The organism is Burkholderia sp. SRS-25 (assembly GCF_004343765.1).
Lineage (GTDB): Bacteria > Pseudomonadota > Gammaproteobacteria > Burkholderiales > Burkholderiaceae > Burkholderia > Burkholderia contaminans.
Window position 1 is genome coordinate 222,212 of record NZ_PTXM01000002.1, and the last position, 16,250, is coordinate 238,461.

The 16,250-nt window shown below is 64.8% G+C and carries 15 protein-coding genes; 2 read left to right on the top strand and 13 right to left on the bottom strand.

Features of this window, described 5'->3' with window-relative positions; genetic code table 11:
* Window positions 1-309 precede the first annotated feature (309 nt).
* The 6 genes from C5O79_RS01825 to C5O79_RS01855 all read right to left on the bottom strand — a co-directional run bounded on the left by C5O79_RS01825 (window position 310) and on the right by C5O79_RS01855 (window position 6,860).
* The gene (locus tag C5O79_RS01825; RefSeq protein ID WP_047853103.1) at window positions 310-1,233 is read right to left on the bottom strand and encodes a LysR family transcriptional regulator; all 924 of its coding nucleotides are present in this window, start codon (window positions 1,231-1,233) and stop codon (window positions 310-312) included.
* Window positions 1,234-1,354: 121 nt separating this feature from the next.
* Entirely contained in the window at window positions 1,355-1,912 is a 558-nt protein-coding gene (locus C5O79_RS01830) for an ester cyclase (protein ID WP_046547172.1), read from the bottom strand.
* A gap of 72 nt (window positions 1,913-1,984) precedes the next feature.
* Complete coding sequence (locus tag C5O79_RS01835) at window positions 1,985-3,166, bottom strand: MFS transporter (protein WP_047853102.1); 1,182 nt, start codon at window positions 3,164-3,166, stop codon at window positions 1,985-1,987.
* Window positions 3,167-3,826: 660 nt separating this feature from the next.
* Window positions 3,827-4,873: a polysaccharide deacetylase family protein gene (locus C5O79_RS01845; RefSeq protein WP_122478341.1), complete on the bottom strand. Its 1,047-nt coding sequence runs from the start codon at window positions 4,871-4,873 to the stop codon at window positions 3,827-3,829.
* A gap of 223 nt (window positions 4,874-5,096) precedes the next feature.
* Window positions 5,097-6,431, bottom strand: coding sequence for an MFS transporter (locus C5O79_RS01850; protein WP_236862391.1), 1,335 nt, complete (start codon window positions 6,429-6,431; stop codon window positions 5,097-5,099).
* Between the two features lie 36 nt (window positions 6,432-6,467).
* Window positions 6,468-6,860 (bottom strand): hypothetical protein, encoded by a 393-nt coding sequence (locus tag C5O79_RS01855; protein WP_122478343.1) that lies wholly within the window; start codon window positions 6,858-6,860, stop codon window positions 6,468-6,470.
* A 98-nt stretch (window positions 6,861-6,958) separates the two neighbouring features.
* On the opposite strand from C5O79_RS01855, the gene C5O79_RS01860 reads away from it, so the two are divergent.
* The gene (locus C5O79_RS01860) at window positions 6,959-7,921 is read left to right on the top strand and encodes a LysR substrate-binding domain-containing protein (protein ID WP_122478345.1); all 963 of its coding nucleotides are present in this window, start codon (window positions 6,959-6,961) and stop codon (window positions 7,919-7,921) included.
* Window positions 7,922-8,086: 165 nt separating this feature from the next.
* On the opposite strand, the gene C5O79_RS01865 is transcribed toward C5O79_RS01860, so the two are convergent.
* The 5 genes from C5O79_RS01865 to C5O79_RS01885 form a co-directional block, all read right to left on the bottom strand.
* Entirely contained in the window at window positions 8,087-8,797 is a 711-nt protein-coding gene (locus C5O79_RS01865) for an SDR family oxidoreductase (RefSeq protein WP_122478347.1), read from the bottom strand.
* Window positions 8,798-8,986: 189 nt separating this feature from the next.
* The gene (locus C5O79_RS01870; protein WP_046547177.1) at window positions 8,987-9,391 is read right to left on the bottom strand and encodes an extradiol dioxygenase; all 405 of its coding nucleotides are present in this window, start codon (window positions 9,389-9,391) and stop codon (window positions 8,987-8,989) included.
* A 129-nt stretch (window positions 9,392-9,520) separates the two neighbouring features.
* Window positions 9,521-10,486 carry an SDR family oxidoreductase gene (locus tag C5O79_RS01875; RefSeq protein WP_122478349.1) on the bottom strand — a complete coding sequence of 322 codons (966 nt, stop codon included), beginning with the start codon at window positions 10,484-10,486 and terminating at the stop codon, window positions 9,521-9,523.
* A 338-nt stretch (window positions 10,487-10,824) separates the two neighbouring features.
* Complete coding sequence (locus tag C5O79_RS01880; RefSeq protein WP_039355276.1) at window positions 10,825-11,238, bottom strand: DoxX family protein; 414 nt, start codon at window positions 11,236-11,238, stop codon at window positions 10,825-10,827.
* Between the two features lie 468 nt (window positions 11,239-11,706).
* Entirely contained in the window at window positions 11,707-11,940 is a 234-nt protein-coding gene (locus tag C5O79_RS01885) for a hypothetical protein (protein WP_124473710.1), read from the bottom strand.
* A 314-nt stretch (window positions 11,941-12,254) separates the two neighbouring features.
* On the opposite strand from C5O79_RS01885, the gene fliD reads away from it, so the two are divergent.
* Complete coding sequence (gene fliD, locus C5O79_RS01890; RefSeq protein ID WP_047853096.1) at window positions 12,255-13,757, top strand: flagellar filament capping protein FliD; 1,503 nt, start codon at window positions 12,255-12,257, stop codon at window positions 13,755-13,757.
* Between the two features lie 180 nt (window positions 13,758-13,937).
* Here fliD and C5O79_RS01895 read toward each other — a convergent pair whose 3' ends face one another.
* Together C5O79_RS01895 and C5O79_RS01900 are read right to left on the bottom strand one after the other, a co-directional pair.
* Complete coding sequence (locus tag C5O79_RS01895; protein ID WP_046547180.1) at window positions 13,938-14,882, bottom strand: dihydrodipicolinate synthase family protein; 945 nt, start codon at window positions 14,880-14,882, stop codon at window positions 13,938-13,940.
* A 44-nt stretch (window positions 14,883-14,926) separates the two neighbouring features.
* Window positions 14,927-16,246, bottom strand: coding sequence for an MFS transporter (locus C5O79_RS01900; RefSeq protein ID WP_047853094.1), 1,320 nt, complete (start codon window positions 16,244-16,246; stop codon window positions 14,927-14,929).
* Between the last annotated feature and the right edge of the window lie 4 nt (window positions 16,247-16,250).

Genomic DNA, 16,250 nt, shown 5'->3' on the forward strand with positions numbered 1-16,250 from the left:
CTGGATTGACATTCCGAATCCAGCACCGTCGCGGGCTGTGGTGTCGGCGCTGCGCGTCATGACACCCCAGCCCGCGGCCCGCCCCACTCCCGTTCCGGTATCCATCGAGCAGCCGTGCTTGCCGCTACGAGCCAAACGTTGCCGGGTATTTTTCATCCCGACAACCTTCGGCGCCTGCAAGGACAGCGCCAACCCGCAGCGCGACGGCCTTCGTGTTCAATCGGCAAACGCGATGTCGCGAACGCGGGCCGAATCGAACGTCTTCACGCGCCGCCCCGACGAACGCAGAAAGCCTGCGATCGCGGGAAATTACCGCAGAAACGGCGCCAGCGCTTCGGAAGCTTCGGAGAACCGCTGCTCGAGGAAATCGAGCAATGTACGCACGCGTGGCGCCATATAAAGCGTTCGTTGAAACAGCGCGTTCACCGGCACGTCCGGGCAGCGCCATTCCTGCAGGAGCAGCTTGAGCCGCCCGGCCTGAAGATCGGCGCCGATGTCCCAGATCGATTTCATTGCCACCCCGCGCCCCTCGATCGCCCATTCGCGGGCAAGGGAACCATCATTGGTCTGACGGGAACGGTCGAGCGGCGCGGTGAACGACGCGGTTTCCCCGTCGCGCGCGAAACGCCAGTTGTTCGCCGCGCCGGCCGCCGAAGAAAGGACGATGCATCGATGCTCGCGCAAATCGTCGGGATGGTTCGGCATGCCGTGCTCGGCGATGTAGTCGGGCGACGCGCATAGCGCGCGGCGATTGTCGGCCATGCGCTTGGCGACCATCGAGCTGTCCGCCGGCACGCCGAACCGGATCGCGAGATCGATATCGTCCTGCAGCAAGTGTGACAGTGAATCCGAGAGCACGAGCGTCAGCGTGACGTTCGGATGGCGTTCGTTGAATTCGTCGAGCCATCGACGCAGCACGGTGCGCCCGAAATCGGAGGTGGCCGATACGCGCAACGCCCCGCTCACCGATGCACGCCCGGCCTGCAACGCCGCGCGCGCATCCTCCAGCGTTTGCAGCGCATGCTGGCAATGTACGAGATACAGACGACCTTCATCCGTGAGGCGCAGCTTGCGGGTCGAACGCTCGAACAGCTGAGTGTGGAGCTCTCCCTCGAGCTTGACGAGCCGGGCGCTCGCCGCTGCGGGGGACAGTCCGAGCTTTCTGCCGGCCGCCGAAAGACTGCCCAGGCTTGCTGCTTCGACGAAAAGGCGAATGTCACCGAGATTGTCCATGGTCGCGTCGCGCGAAAGGGATGTTGGATTGTGCCGCGCGATGCGCCGCGAGGACCGGGCATGGTAACGCGATGCGAACCAACGAGGAAAAGGCCGATCGGCAGGATCGGCCCCCGCCCGCTTACTTGGCGACCACGCCGAGCTGTTGCAGGAACGTCAGGTTGTCTTCGAGATGCCAGTTGTCGGTGATCTTGCCGTCGCGAATGCGATAGACGTCCGTGGCGATGAAGTCGACCGCCTGCCCCTTGCCCTGCACGCCGTTGAAGGTGCCGGTGAAGTGACCGGTGAAATGCAGATGGGTGACGACGCGGTCGCCGGCGACGATCATCTGTTCGACGTCGGCGTGGACGTCCGGCACGGCGCGATGGAAGCCTTGCGATGCAGCCAACGGCCCGGCGATGCCCTGCGGCCGACCGGCGGGCAAGGTGCGGTCGGTGAAATCGGCCGCCAGCGCCTCGCGGGCCTGGGCCTCGTCGCCCGTGCTCCAGAAGGTATCGTAAAGGCGTGCCGCGCGGATCTGTTGCTCGGCCTGCCGCTTCGAGAGGCTCTTGTCGACGATCAGCGTTTTCGGCTGCACGAGATCGTCGCCGGTCGCGGCAATGGCAGGCAACGCGGCAGCGGCTGTGGCTGCGGCCAGCGCGATGCGGGAAACGGCGGAAAGGACGGTGCGGGTTTTCATGACGTGCTCCTTGAGTGGGTACTCGATGCTCGATGAACGGATTGAATCCGACGGTGGTGTGACTTGGGTCATTCAGGCTGGAAAGCGGGCGGTGCGATTCGCTTGTGCCGTCTCGCGTCGATCCAGCCGGGACGCGAAAGCGGTCACCGCAATCGCCATCAGCGTCACCGCGGCGGCCACGAGCGGCAGCGTGTCGAGTGCCTGCCCGTGCGAAAGCGCCATGCCACCGAGCCACGCGCCCATCGCATTACCCACGTTGAACGCGCCGATGTTGAGCGTCGATGCGAGGTTCGGTGCGCTCGCGGCCTTGCTCAGCACGCGCATCTGCAGGCCCGGAACCGTCGCGAACGCTGCGACGCCCCAGACGAAAATCGTCAGCACCGATGCCACGGGGTGATGCATGGTGCGACTGAACATCACCATGATCGCGACCAGCACGACGAACACGCCCGTCAGCGTCCGCATCACGCCGCGATCCGCGAGCTTGCCGCCGAGCGCATTGCCGATGGCCAGACCGATGCCGAACAGCACGAGAATCTTCGTCACGTCGCTCGGCGCGAATCCGCTCGCCTGCTCGAGCACGGGGGTGATATAGGTGAACACCACGAACATGCCGCCAAAACCGAGCACGGTCATCAACAGGGCAAGCCATACCTGCAGGTTCTTGAGCACGCCTACTTCGTGCGCAAGGCTCGCGGGCTGCGCTTCGTGCGTGTTCGGCACGAGTGCCACGAGGGCCAGCGCAGCAAGCACGCCGGCGCCTGCGACGGACCAGAATGCGGCACGCCAGCCGAGCGTCTGGCCGATGAAGGTGCCGAGCGGCACGCCGAGCACGTTGGCGAGCGCAAGGCCGGTAAACATCAATGCGACGGCACTTGCGCGCTTGTCCTGCGGCACGAGTGACGCGGCAACGACCGACCCGATGCCGAAGAACGAGCCGTGCGCGAACGAAGTGACGACGCGGGCGATCATGAGGCTCGTGTAACCCGGCGCGACCGCGCACAGAACATTGCCGACGATGAAGATCCCCATCAGCAGCAGAAGCGCCCACTTGCGCGGCATACGGCTCGTGAGGACGGCGAGCAGCGGCGCACCCACGGCGACACCCAGCGCGTAGCCGCTCACGAGCAGCCCCGCCGACGGGATGGAAACGGAGAGCGACTGCGCGACGTCGGGCAGGATGCCCATGATGACGAATTCCGTCGTGCCGATGGCAAACGCGCTCAGGGCCAGCGCGAGAATGGGAAGTGGCATGGCTGTCTCCGGGAAGGCGGCGAAGCCGCAGTGGATGTGCAGCGATTCTGCTTGCCACCGTGCCGATTGATAATTGGCCCCCGCCTTGAATCATTTTCAAACCAGACAAGAAAATCAACGCAAGGACGGTACGTGCCTGATGGGTCCCCCATCATTCATCGCCGGTCAACGCGTTGATCAGCGCACGCACGCGAGCAGGCCTCGTACGCAAGCCCGGCATCACGAGCTTGGCAGGCAGCGGCGCGGGGCGAGGCGACAGGTCGGCAACACTTGGACAAGCGTGCCGCTGCTCAGGTGGGTTTTGGCGGGAAACTCGGGGGAACCGTGCGAGGCCCGCGCCAGGCGCGGCAGCTTCGGCGAGCGCTTCACCGTGGTTGATGCGGAAGCGGGACACGATGGTCAGCGCGGCCGTTCGCCCGTGTTCAACGAACTCGAGCGGCCGGTCGCGGCCCGTGGTCGACGTGCGAAACGCAATGAGGCGATGCTTCCGTCAATCGTCAACCGTACGAATCGTCGGATTGGCCGCCAGGTAATCCGGATGCGCGCACGGGATCAGCGCCTCTTCGCCGATGCGACGAGCGACGAGCGAGAAGCGACAACCGAAGCGTCGTCCAGCGCCTTCGCACGATCGAACCGGTGCGAAGGCGCCGCTGCAACCCGCTAGATCGTCTCGCTTTCGCGTACCGTTATCGGGCTTTGCAGGACGAACCGCGCGATGTCGTCCTTGCGCATGAACACAACGCCGGGATGGCTCTTTGCATGACGCAGGAACGCATCCCATGCACGCGTCATCTGCGGCGTGCCGCTGATGCGGTCATGCGCGCTGATCGACATCATGCGCCGACGCGTTCCCGCTTCCTCGTACAACTGATCAAAATCGAACTTGATCTGTTCGAGGAATTTCTCAGGCGAGTAATTCCGCCCCTCCACCAGCAGGATGTCGTTGTTGCGCAGCGTATACGGAATCACGACGAAATCCTTGCCGTTGACCTTTTCGATGAACGGCTCGTCGCGGCTCGTATCATCGATGTGATAGACGTAGCCCAGCTCCTGCAGCAGCGACAGCGTGTTCGGCCCGCGTCGCAGCCAGTTCGCGTTGTAGCCGATCGGACGTTGGCCCGTCACCTCCTCGACCATCGATCGCGCCTGGATCAGAAACTCGCGTTCCTGCGATCGCGACATCGCGTACTGCGAGTTCCACGTCGGCCCATGGCCCGCCGCTTCGTGGCCGCGCGCCACGATTTCGCGCGCCACCTGCGGATGCCGCTTCGCCGCCTCGCCGATCATGTGACTCGTCACCTTCACGTCATGACGATCCCACAGATCCAGCATTCGGGGAATTCCCTCGCGATACCCGTACGCAAACCACGCTTGCGCGGCAAGATCGGCAGGAACGCTCGCCGGGAAATCGACTTTCGGAAACGGATTGTCGGCGCCCTTCGGCGGCTGCCCGCCCGCCTCGAACTGCATCGAAATCGAAATGACCAGCCGTGCACCGTTCGGCCAGAATTCACCCTGCGCGGGCGCGGCTACCGGCTTCGATCCGGTGCTGCCCGTTTGCGCACCGACCCCGGTGGATTGAAGCATTGCGCCGACGGCGAACGCGCCCGTGCCGATTCCGGCCTTGGTCAGGAAGGAACGGCGCGCCGGTTGATCGGGCGCCTGCTCGGCCGGATCACGATCCACATGATCGATTTGAATTGCCATGGACAATCTCCTCATGACGCGCAAGCGCGTCTCTCGCACCGCAACGCGATGCATGATGACGAATGGACGGGTACGGAATGTCACGCAGATTGATGCGCGTACAACCAATTTTCGGAAATCGGTCCCGCTTTGAAAATGGGCCTTGAAATGAATAGACTTTCAATCCAGACCAAAAAATCGGTGTTCCGTCCGGATACGGCAAGCCTGCTCGGCCTGCCGCGCTTCAATGCGTCGATGCCCTTCGGTACGCGACGGTGAGCGCCATCGCCGCCGAAGCGCTCAGCGCCAGCAGCAAGGTCGGCGCCGTCGCATCGTGAAGGCGATCCTTCAACCATCCGAACACGATCGGCCCCGCGAATCCCGCCAGGTTTCCGAAACAATTGATCGTTGCGATCCCCGCCGCCGCGGCCGCGCCGGTCAATCGCATGGTCGGCAGGTGCCAGAACAGCGGCAGCGCCGTCAGCGTGCCCGCAGCGGCCAGCGAGAGCCCCGCGATCACGGCGGGCAGAACGCCGCTGAACAACGCGCTCACGACGAAACCGGCCGACGCCATACAAGCGCCCCCCGCAACATAGGCCGCCCAGTTGCCGCCCCGGTCCGCGCGACGGGCGCCAATATTCATCGCCAGCACCGCGATCAGATAGGGAATCGCGCTGCAAAGGCCGATCCACGACAGTTTCGTCAGCCCCGTTTCCTTGACAAGCGTCGGGAGCCAGAAGCCGATCCCGTACAGACCGACGAGAAGCAGGAAATAGATCGTCGTCAGCAACGCCATCTCCGATGCCGGCAACCGGGGTGCGCGCCGCGCATCCGCGGCATGACCCGCGTCGACCTCGAGGCTTCGCAATACCGCGTCCGTCTCTTCCGGCGACAGCCAGCGCGCATCCGTCGGACGGCTCGGCAACAGATAGTGCACCGCGAGCCCCACGCCGACCGTCGGCAGGCCTTCGATCACGAACGTCCATTGCCATCCGGACAGCGCACCGAAGCCGTCGAGATGCGTCATGATCCAGCCCGACAACGTATTGCCGACAATGCCTGCGACCGCCGTCGCGCTCATGAACAGCGTCGTCATCCGACCGCGCCGGTGAGCAGGAAACCAGTAGGTCAGATACAGCACGATGCCGGGGAAAAATCCGGCCTCCGCCACGCCGAGCAGCAGCCGCTGCAAATAGAACGTGCCGGGAGAATGTACCCATGCCGCAGCTGCCGAGACGATGCCCCAGGTCACCATGATGCGGGCGATCCACACGCGCGCTCCCACCCGATGCAGCAGAAGGTTGCTCGGCACTTCGAACAAGAAGTAGCCGACGAAGAATAGGCCGGCGCCGAGACCGTAGACGGTGTCGCTCAATCCGAGCTCGCCCGCCATCTGCAGTTTCGCGGCCCCGACGTTGACCCGGTCGAGATACGCAAGAACCTGTGCCACCAGAAGCAGCGGCATCAGCTTCCAAGCGATGCGCCGATACAGTGCGTCGAGATACTCCGGCGACCTGTCTGCCGGCATTGCCTTTCGTTCGTCGGGCGTATCGCACCCGGTGCTGCGCGTGATGTCCATTGCTGTCTCCATGAATTCTTGTCGACGCGCGCCGCGTCATGCAGACGCGCCGGTGTCGGAGCGGGTGCCGTCACGGACCGTCTTGATGTAAGGCGCACCGCTGAAATCGCAGACGAGTACGCAGCACTGCCAGCCGAACGCCGGTTCGACCCGCTCGACGGCATCTCGCACGACGTCGTGAATCAGTCCCCCCATGTCGTTCAGTACCGGCTCGCTCCTCGGCTTCGTCAGCAATAGCCTGACGACGATGAATTCGTGTGTCGGGTCATTGCCGGACAGGAATTGATCGGCCGTATGAACGCGACTCTTCAATTCGGCGAGTAACGCGTGTCCTTGCGCGGCGAGCTGTTCGTGCAACGCGCCCATCAATGACCGGAAATCGAGCAGGCGCGCAATGTGGGGCGTGGCTTCGATGATCAGATGCGGCATCTCTTCACCTCCGTTGAAAGAATGCATCGACGGGAGGTTAGGATTCGGTGTGCCTGATGTAAATTAATGTTTTGCGTGTTGATTCATCAGGATCCGTTATGCATTCAGCGATCGATCTTCGCCTGCTGCGCAGCTTCATTGCAGTCGCTCGCGCCGGCAGCGTGACGCGAGCCGCAGCTCGGCTGCACCTCACTCAACCCGCACTCTCCCAGCATCTGCGCGAGTTGGCGGATCTGCTCGACGTGACGTTGTTCGATCGGGTGGGCCGCGGGATCCTGTTGACGCAAGCGGGGGCGGATCTATTCGCGGAAGTCGAGCCGATCCTGTCGAAACTCGATGTGACGCTGGCCAATGTCCGAAACCGCTCGCGCGAAGTTCACGGCGCGTTGCGCATCGGTGCGATCGACACGTACGCACGATCGCTCGTCATGCCGACGATATCGGCCCTGCTCGCACGACACCCGCAGTTATACGTGTCCGTTCAGGAACTTCCGGCTGCGGCGATCGACCAGGGGCTGGTGGAAAATGAACTGGACATCGGCGTGTCGTTCTCCCATCTGTCGCATGCGGACATCGAGCAGAGAACGTTGTTCATCGAACGGCTGGCGCTGGTGCAGCGATCCGCGGGTCGCAAGATCCGGAAGACCGTCAGCCTGCGGGAAGTGGCGACGCATCCGCTTGCGCTGCTGAATCGGACATTCGCCATGCGCGGGCAGATCGACACCGCATGTGCTGGCGCAAACATTACGCTGAACGTGCGGGTCGAGGCGGCCAATGTCGACTCGCTGATACGGCTCGTCGAGCGCGCCGACTACGCGACCATCGCGAGTCCGCTCGCGATACCGCACCGCTCGAGGATCGTGGCGGCGACGATCGCGGACGATGGCCTGTCGCGCATCGCCGCGTTGCGCTGGCGTCGCGGCAAGACGTTCACGCCTGCCATGGAGCGTTTTGAAGAAGCGTTGTCGCACACGATCCGCTCGTCCGGCCTCGACATGCCGGACAACGATTCGGTACGGACATCGAAACGATCGCAGCCTGCGGGCACCAGAAAGCGCTGATGGCATCCCGAATATGCCGGCGCCCAAAAACGGTTGCGGCGCAGACGCTCATGCTCGCCCGCGCGCCCGAGATCATCCGTCGACGCACACGGCGCGCGGAATCCGGGCACGCGCGCACGGTCAACCGGCGACGCGCCTCGATTCGAACTTCAACCGACCGGGCCGCTACGCGATCGCACCGCCACCGTCGACCAGCACCGTCGAGCCGGTCGCGTACGGGGTCGACGCGAGGTAGAGCACGGCGTTCGCAACGTCCTCGGGTTGACCGACACGGCCGGCCGGCAAGCGCGCCGCAGCGCCTTCGTACATCCTGTCCCGCGCCTGCGCATCGAGCTTCGACCAGAGCGGCGTCGCGATCAGGCCCGGGGATACCGTATTCACCCGCACGGGCGACAGCTCGAGCGCAAGCCCGCGCGCCAGCGATTCAAGCGCCGCGTTGATCGCGCCTTGCAGGACCGAGGTCTTGCTCGGCCGCACGCTCAGGAAGCCCGACACGAACGTCAGCGACCCGCCCTGCCGAATGCGTACGGCCCGCGCGACGCGATAGGCTCCCCAGAACTTGCTGTCCATCGCCGCGTACGCATCGGCGAGCGCGAGATCACGCATCGGACCCGTGGGTGTCTGCGCGGCCGACACGACAACGTGGTCGAATTCGCCCGCCGAATCGAAAAATGCACGTACGCTGGCGTCGTCGGTCGTGTCCATCACACCGGTTCGCACGCCGTGACCGATCCTCGCTGCGCTCGCCGCCAGCCTGGCCGCGTCGCGCGACGCGATCGTCACGCTCGCCCCGCCCGCCGCAAAGGCCCGCGCGGCCGCTTCGCCGATCCCGGAACTTCCGCCGACCACCAGCACGTTTTGTCCATCGAATTGCATCGCTCGTTTCCTCCGATCAAAAGCGTGTTCCCGAGCGTGAAGCAGTGCCCGTCGCACGCGTCAAATGTTCTGAATACCGTTTGCGGCCAAGGGTTGACGGCCGCCCACGCCGAATCGCCGCTGTCGCCGCCTGTCGCCGGCGAAATCGGCAAGCGCCATGTGTCTCGCGAGACGATTCGGCAGATCCGGTCATCCGTTAGGAATCCCGTACAGCTTGTCGGCGCCGAGCGTCGTCACGAATTCGACGGAAACCCCCGGCGCAATGGACACGAACAACTGCAGCTCATTGGACAACGGTACTTCGCTCAACGAGTAGTCGATCCGACTGCTGGTCAGTCGATCGATCAACGTCGCCCATTCGCGGTGCGTGTCGACGCGAAGCGCAATGTGATCGATGCGCGGCGTGCTGCGGCCTTCGTGCGCAGGCAGCGTTGCGCGCGTGACATGAATCATCGGGCGGCTATCGAGGTACAACCAATAGCCATCCACCCGGAACGGAGGTCGAGGCCCGGTATCGAGACCGACGACCTCATCGAAGAAGCGGCGTGTACCGTCAATGTCGTCGGTAACGATGGTGGCGTGGTCGAAATGCATGCTTCGTGTCCATGCTGGAAAGCCTGGTACGCATTCTGTCGCACGTCGGTCGGTCTTGATAATTGGCTTCGCCATTGAATGATCTTCAATGGCGACAAGAAGGTGGGGGGCCGCGACGGGCGCCCGATCCTACAGCCCCTGCGGCGCATCGCGCAGCACGGCGCGCAGCGCGGTATCGAACGGCGTCGCGTGGTCGATCCCCGCGGCGCGCACGCGCGATGCGTCCAGATGGCAGTCATATGGGCGCGGTGTCGCGTCGGTCGGCTGGTCGATTCGCTTGAGCGCGGCTTCGATGCCGAGCGCGGCCGCGATCCGCTGCGCGATGTCGTACTTCGTCATCGGCTCCTCGGCCGACCAGTGACGGAGGCCCGTGATCGACGCACCCGCGAGATGGCGCAGCGTGAGGTCGCGGATGACGTCCGCGACATCCGGCGTATACGTCGGGTAACGGATCGCCCATGCGTCCATGCCGACCGCGTCGGCGCCCGGCCGAGCGGAAGCGACGATCGCCGGCACGAGGCTCGTAACGGCCGATTCGCTCCAGTCGACGATCGGGCCGAAGAGCAGCGGCAGGCGCAACACGCACGACAGCGGCGACGCGGCGAGCAGCGCCGCCTCGCCTTCCAGCTTCGTGCGGCCGTAGATGTTCAGCGGGTTCGGTGCGGCGTCCTCGCGGTACGGGGCCGCCTTGCCGTCGAAAACGTAATCGGTGGAGATGCCGAGCGTCCATGCGCCGTAGCGCGCGGCGAGCACGCCGATGCGGGCCTGGGCCGTGACGTTGATGGCGCGTGCGGCTGCGGGATCGCGTTCGCAGACATCCGGGCGGCGCTCGGCCGCGCAGATGATCACGGCGGCCGGTCGGCAGGTGGCGAAGAGGTGTTCGAGGGCCGGCTCGTCGAGGACGTCGAGTTCGGCGAGGTTTTCCGGGGGCAGCGCCAGGCGTTTTGCGCCTGCGCTTTGCGGGTTCCGGATCGTTGCGACGAGGTTCAGCGACGATTCGCGCGCCAGGGATGCGGCCACAGCGCGGCCGAGGAGCCCTGCGGCGCCGATGAGGAGGATGGTCGGGAGGTCAGTCGACGAGGTCGGGTTTGGCATGGGCGGTCATTCGGGTGACTTGGAAGTGCTCGAGGTCGCGTTCGACGCTCGGGCCCGGGTGGCGGGGAGCATAGCCGAGTATGACAGCCGGTACGGCGTGATGACAGATCGGCAACCCCGCGACGGACGTGCGTCATGTGCGCCGCGGCCGGCGCTCGGCACGGCGCACCCGTCCACCGGGACGACGCCCGTTCTGCCGGCGACGTCGACACGCCGCGCGGCCGCCCCTGCGAGCGAGCAATCCGCGGCGCCGCCACCTCACGAACATCGCCCAAAAACAAAGCCCGGTGCGCTTGTACGCACCGGGCCGTCACCTCTGCGGAAAACCGCGCCCCGCGTTACTTCCGGTCGAGCGAATACCGCCCCGGCCCGGTCAGTGCGAGCAACAGCAGCCCGCCGATGATGCTCACGTTCTTGTAGAAATTGATCATCGCCATGTACTGCTCCATCCCCTGCAGCGCCCAGTAGCGATGGCCGATCAACGCGGTCGCGAGCGTATAGGCGGCGAACACGAGTGCGAGCGGACGCGTGTAGAAGCCGATCGCGATCAGCAGGCCGCCGGCCAGCTCGACCGCCACCGCGATCGCGGCCGCCAGCTCGGGCGCCGGGTTCCCCGTCGACGCCATGTACGCGACCGTGCCCGAGAAGCCGGTCAGCTTCTGCCAGCCGAACAACACGAACAGGATCATCAACAGCACGCGAGCCGCCAGCAGCAGCTCGTCCTTCTTCGACTCCAGTGAAACGTAACGCATGACAATCACCCTTGAATTGACGGTTTGATGCGTCCGGTGCCGAGACGCGCCGAATCGGCGCGCCAGGTCGGCAACGAAACACTCCTCGCACGATCGGACAGCAAGCCGGCTGGCCCGCCGCCGAAGAATCCGTCTGGGCGCGCCGCTCGTGGCGCGCTCCGGATCGGTTCTGGCGAAGCACGGATGCAGTCTACTGTCTCACCGGAAATCATCAATCCGTCAAAACAAGATTCGCTGTCACAATATAGTGGACAATCGAGCGAAACAAGGCCGCGACGCAGCAGTAATGAATCCGATCAAATGGATCTGCCCTTATGTTTCAAGACATGAAAACTGCTCATTCATATCCGGCCTCCGTGTCCAGTCGATATTGAAGCGCCAATTAGTGCTCACGGGCCACATCGAAGTATCTCGATCGCCATTCGACGATACGTTATGTGTACAAACCTGCCATATGTGAATTAAGTTTTACACTCGATTTTTTCCAATCGGCGCACCCCCTTGCTCCGGAAAAAGACGTCTGGCCTGGAAATGCGGATTGGCAAACGAAAACGTTTCACGGGCAAGCGGGTTGACGTCATCCGCGGCGAAGGTAGGCCAGTGGGCAAGGACTTCGGTCCGATGACTGCCGAGAAGAACGCTTTCCGCGCCCTGCCGACCGATCCAGTGTTTAGCAGAGCAAGCGAAAAAACCATCAAACATTCACACTCTCTGCGAGTTTTAAATTCCAGTAAAAATCCATCAATAAATACAATCAAAACGATGTGTTTACGGCAAAAAATCAAAAACCTTTAATCCCCCGCTCGGCATCGCATTTCCATCTACACTTTTCCCAACAATCATTACAAAAAATTACTAATTAACGCAGATTTAAATATACGATAGCGCACGTCCTTACGTTTTCCCGACAATCCCGTGACTCCCGGAACGCGTCGCTCCGGACACGGCCCGCAGGCGCATCGCTGCAGGCCGTCGACACGCTCGTCACGGGATCGCTTTTCAACCGGAGACCACCCATGGCAACGAACACGCCAGTGAACAGCAGCGCGAACACGAACAGCCTGTTGCAACAGGCGGCGCAATCGATCATCAACGGCTCGACCGGCAATTCGTCGATGGATGTCGGCTTGCTCGTCACGACGCTGGTGAACGCGAAGACGGCAGGCCGGGCCGCGGCGCTCGCCGCGTCGCAACAGACCGGCACCACGCAGATTTCCGCATTCGGCGCGCTATCGTCCGCGCTGGGCGCGCTCGAGGCGGGCCTCGCCACGCTGGCGAATGGCGGGCTGCAGTCGACGTTCACCGCGGTCGCGAGCGGCAAGGGCCTGACCGCAACGCCGAGTGCAGGCGCGGTTGCCGGCACCTACACGGTCGGCGTCACGCAGATCGCGACCGCGCAGGCGCTGAGTTCGTCGGGCGTCGACGGGAAGAAGGCGCTCGGCACCGGCACGCTGACGCTGTCGCTCGGCAGCCAGTCGTTCAAGGTTGACGTCAACGGCACGAACAACACGCTGTCAGGCATCGCGGCCGCGATCAACTCCGCGGCGAACAACCCGGGGATCAGCGCGACGGTCATCAACGGCACCGACGGCGCGCACCTCGTGCTCGCGTCGTCGAAGACGGGCTCGGCAAGCACCATCAACGTCGCGGTCGGCAACGTGGCCAACGACAACGGACTGTCGAACCTCGGCGTCACGTCGACGGCCGACACGACGGGCGGCCCGTCGAAGATCGACTCGGCGAACGGCGCGGCCGCGTGGCGGCAAAGCGCCGTCGCGCAGGACGCGAAGTTCACGGTCAGCGGCATCGCGTCGACCAGCGCGAGCAACACGGTGTCGGGCGTGCTGAACGGCGTCACGCTGAACTTGTCGGCGGCGGCGGTCAGCGCAACCGATACGCAGACGCTGACCATCAGCCCCGACACGAAGGCGCAGGCGGCCACGATCACGAATTTCGTGAACCTGTACAACGCCGTCGTCAAGACGATGGGCGCGCTGTCGAGCTACACGCCCGGGGCGAGCGCGCAGGGCGCGCTGATCGGCGATTCGACACTGCACACGATCCGCAACTCCCTCGCGTCGATCGTCGCGCGCGGCGTTCCCAACAAGGACGGCAACGGGCACACGAACCTGGCGGCGATCGGCGTCTCACTCGAGAAGGACGGCACGCTGAGGGCCGACAGCGCGAAGCTCGACATTGCGCTGACCGGCAACCCATCGGGGGTCGCGCACCTGTTCAACTCGACGAACGGGATAGGCAAGCAGTTGACCGACCAGATCGCGACCTTCACGAAGAGCGGGGGGATGATCGCCCTGCGCACGAACGCGCTGGGCGCCGACCTGAAGCGCGTCACGCAGCAGCAGACGAATCTGGCCGACTACGCCGCGCAACTGACCAAGCAGTATCAGGCGCAGTTCACGGCACTCAACGCGCTGATGGCAAAGATGAATTCGAACACGCAGTACCTGACGCGGCTGTTCGGCGGTGCCAACAGCAGCGGCACGCTGGCGAACAAGTGACGAGCGTCCGGGCCGATCGATGATCGTGGCGGCGGCCGCCGGTCAATGGATCGACCGGCTCGCGCCGCCGCGCAGGGTGTCCCGCATGGAAACCTCACTCACGCCCGGCAGTGCGCAAGCACTCGCCGGGTTCGGTTCCCCGTCTCGCACTGCAAACCTCGGACGGCAGCGCACGCACGATTACGCAGCGATCCTTCGCCGGAAATGCTCGGTCCCGGCCACGATCTTGTCGAGCACCGCATCGAGCGCCCAGAATCGCTCACGCACGTCGTAGTCGATCACGCGGCAACGGATCGACGCGAAGGTGCCGATTCGCTGGTGATAGAGCTTCGCGAGCGCCGGGTACCCCAGCGCTTCCGACACCGCCGAGACGACGAGGAACGTCGACAGCTCGTCGGCCAGCGCCGGATTCGACTCCCCTTGCGTGCGCAACCACCGGTACAGATCCGGATGGAAGTTGGTGAACACACCGTTGAAGCCGGCGGAACCCGCCTTCATCGCGTCCCACGCAATCGCGGCGTTCGCGTTGAGGATCTTCAGCGGCGAGCCCTCCGCGAGCGCGACCCGCCGCTTCACCGTCTCCAGGTCGCAGCTCACGTCCTTGAGCATCACGAAGCGGCCCGTATCGATGCACGCGCGCAGTTCGTCATCCGACAGCAGCCGCCGGTAGGGCGCCGGACACTCGTACAGACCGAGCGGCAGATCCGACGGCAAGCGCGCGAGCAGCCGGTGCAGATGGTCGAGCAGCGCGGCGCTGCCCTTGCGCTGCGGATCGAGCCGGTTGGTCACGAGCACGACGCCCTGCGCGCCCGATTCGGCCGCCGCGCACAGCTCCTCGGCCTGCGCGTCGAGATCGTCGCTGATGTGTCCGGAAGCGACGACGGGCACGCGCCCGCCCACCCGCTCGACCACGAAGCGCGCGAGTTCCGCGCGCTCCGCGAGGCTCAGGAACTGCATCTCGCTCGACTGCGCGACCGCGAACAACGCGTCGGCGCCGTGCGCCAGGTACCACTCGATGAGCCGTTCGAGCCCGGCGTAGTCGATCGCGCCGGCGTCGTCGAACGGCGTCAGCATCACCGGAACGATGCCCTCGATGGTCACGTTCGATTGCTGCGGGTGTTGCATCTGTTTCTCCTTGCTTCAGTGAATGCGTGGCGCATGCCGCGTGCTCAGGCCGGCAACGGTCCGGATGCAGCGTTCGCGGCCTGCTCGGGAATCGGCTTGCGCACCAGCAGCAGGTACGCCATTGCGCCGGCGAACGCGATCGCCGCGGCCGCCAGAAGCGCCGGCACGAACGACCACTTCTGCGCAATGATGCCCGTGAGGATCGGCGCGAGCGCGCCGCCGATGAAACCGCCGAAATTCTGGATCGCACCGAGCGACGCGATGCGGCTCGGCGGCGCGGCTGCCGTCGCGAGCGCCCACGAACAGGCCGACGCCGCGTTGGCGAGAAAGATCACGACCGAAATGCAGGCAAGCGCCACCGTGTTGCTCTGCGCGAGCGCGGCGGGAATCGTGAACGCGACCATCCCGAGCATCGCGACCACCACCGCATTGCGCCGGCTCACGACCGGCGAACGGCTGCGGCGCGTGATCAGGTCCGACAGCCAGCCGGCCAGCAGCGAGCCCACGAACCCGCACAGGAACGGCACCGACGCGGCAAAACCGGTGCGGATCAGGCTCATGTGCCGCTCCATCGTCAGGTAGCCCGGCAGCCAGGTGAGGTACACCCAGTTCAGGTACACGGAACCGAAATAGCCGATCAGCATCCCCCAGGTCGTGCCGTGCGAGAACAGGCCGCGCCATTCGGCGAACGTCAGTTTCGGCGCCGCGACCGCGCTTTGCGCGTCGGCGTCGAGGTAATTGCGCTCGGTGGCGGTCAGTTGCGCGCGCACCGGATCGCGATACAGCGCGAACCAGACGACGGCGACGACGAGACCGGCTGCGCCCGTCGCGATGAACGCCCAGCGCCAGTCGAACGACGCGACGAGGATCGACAGCAGCAACGGCGCAAGGGCGGTGCCGAGCGGCGACGCGGCATTGAAAATGCCGGTCGGCGTGCCGCGTGCGCGCAGCGGAAACCAGTTGCTCACCACCCGCGCGGCCGACGGGAACTGCGGCGCCTCGCCGATGCCGAGCACGATGCGCGCGACGATGAACCAACCGAAGGTCGATACGATGCCGCCCGCCGCTTGCGCGACCGACCACACGATCAGGCCGATCCCGAGCAGCCGGCGCGGCCCGATGCGGTCGACGAGCCCGCCGACCGGGAACTGGCACAGCGCGTAGCTCCACGAGAAGGCCGACAGCAGCAGCCCCATCTGCGCGAGCGACAGGCCGAGATCGGCGCGGATCGCCGAACTCGCGACGGCCAGCGTGCCGCGATCGAGGTAGTTGACGATGCCGCTCACCATCAACAGCGCGAGCGCGATGCGTTGCCCGCGCCGGATACGCGGCGGGGCGGGCGGAACGGTCGGGGTTTCGTTCATTGCG

Coding starts and splice junctions, on each gene's coding strand:
- C5O79_RS01850 (WP_236862391.1), bottom strand. CDS start 6,431: ATGGACATCACGCGCAGCACCGGGTGCGATACGCCCGACGAACGAAAG.
- C5O79_RS01830 (WP_046547172.1), bottom strand. CDS start 1,912: ATGAAAACCCGCACCGTCCTTTCCGCCGTTTCCCGCATCGCGCTGGCC.
- C5O79_RS01885 (WP_124473710.1), bottom strand. CDS start 11,940: ATGTTTGATGGTTTTTTCGCTTGCTCTGCTAAACACTGGATCGGTCGG.
- C5O79_RS01825 (WP_047853103.1), bottom strand. CDS start 1,233: ATGGACAATCTCGGTGACATTCGCCTTTTCGTCGAAGCAGCAAGCCTG.
- C5O79_RS01875 (WP_122478349.1), bottom strand. CDS start 10,486: ATGCCAAACCCGACCTCGTCGACTGACCTCCCGACCATCCTCCTCATC.
- C5O79_RS01865 (WP_122478347.1), bottom strand. CDS start 8,797: ATGCAATTCGATGGACAAAACGTGCTGGTGGTCGGCGGAAGTTCCGGG.
- C5O79_RS01895 (WP_046547180.1), bottom strand. CDS start 14,882: ATGCAACACCCGCAGCAATCGAACGTGACCATCGAGGGCATCGTTCCG.
- C5O79_RS01845 (WP_122478341.1), bottom strand. CDS start 4,873: ATGGCAATTCAAATCGATCATGTGGATCGTGATCCGGCCGAGCAGGCG.
- C5O79_RS01900 (WP_047853094.1), bottom strand. CDS start 16,246: ATGAACGAAACCCCGACCGTTCCGCCCGCCCCGCCGCGTATCCGGCGC.
- C5O79_RS01855 (WP_122478343.1), bottom strand. CDS start 6,860: ATGCCGCATCTGATCATCGAAGCCACGCCCCACATTGCGCGCCTGCTC.
- C5O79_RS01880 (WP_039355276.1), bottom strand. CDS start 11,238: ATGCGTTACGTTTCACTGGAGTCGAAGAAGGACGAGCTGCTGCTGGCG.
- C5O79_RS01860 (WP_122478345.1), top strand. CDS start 6,959: ATGCATTCAGCGATCGATCTTCGCCTGCTGCGCAGCTTCATTGCAGTC.
- C5O79_RS01835 (WP_047853102.1), bottom strand. CDS start 3,166: ATGCCACTTCCCATTCTCGCGCTGGCCCTGAGCGCGTTTGCCATCGGC.
- fliD (WP_047853096.1), top strand. CDS start 12,255: ATGGCAACGAACACGCCAGTGAACAGCAGCGCGAACACGAACAGCCTG.
- C5O79_RS01870 (WP_046547177.1), bottom strand. CDS start 9,391: ATGCATTTCGACCACGCCACCATCGTTACCGACGACATTGACGGTACA.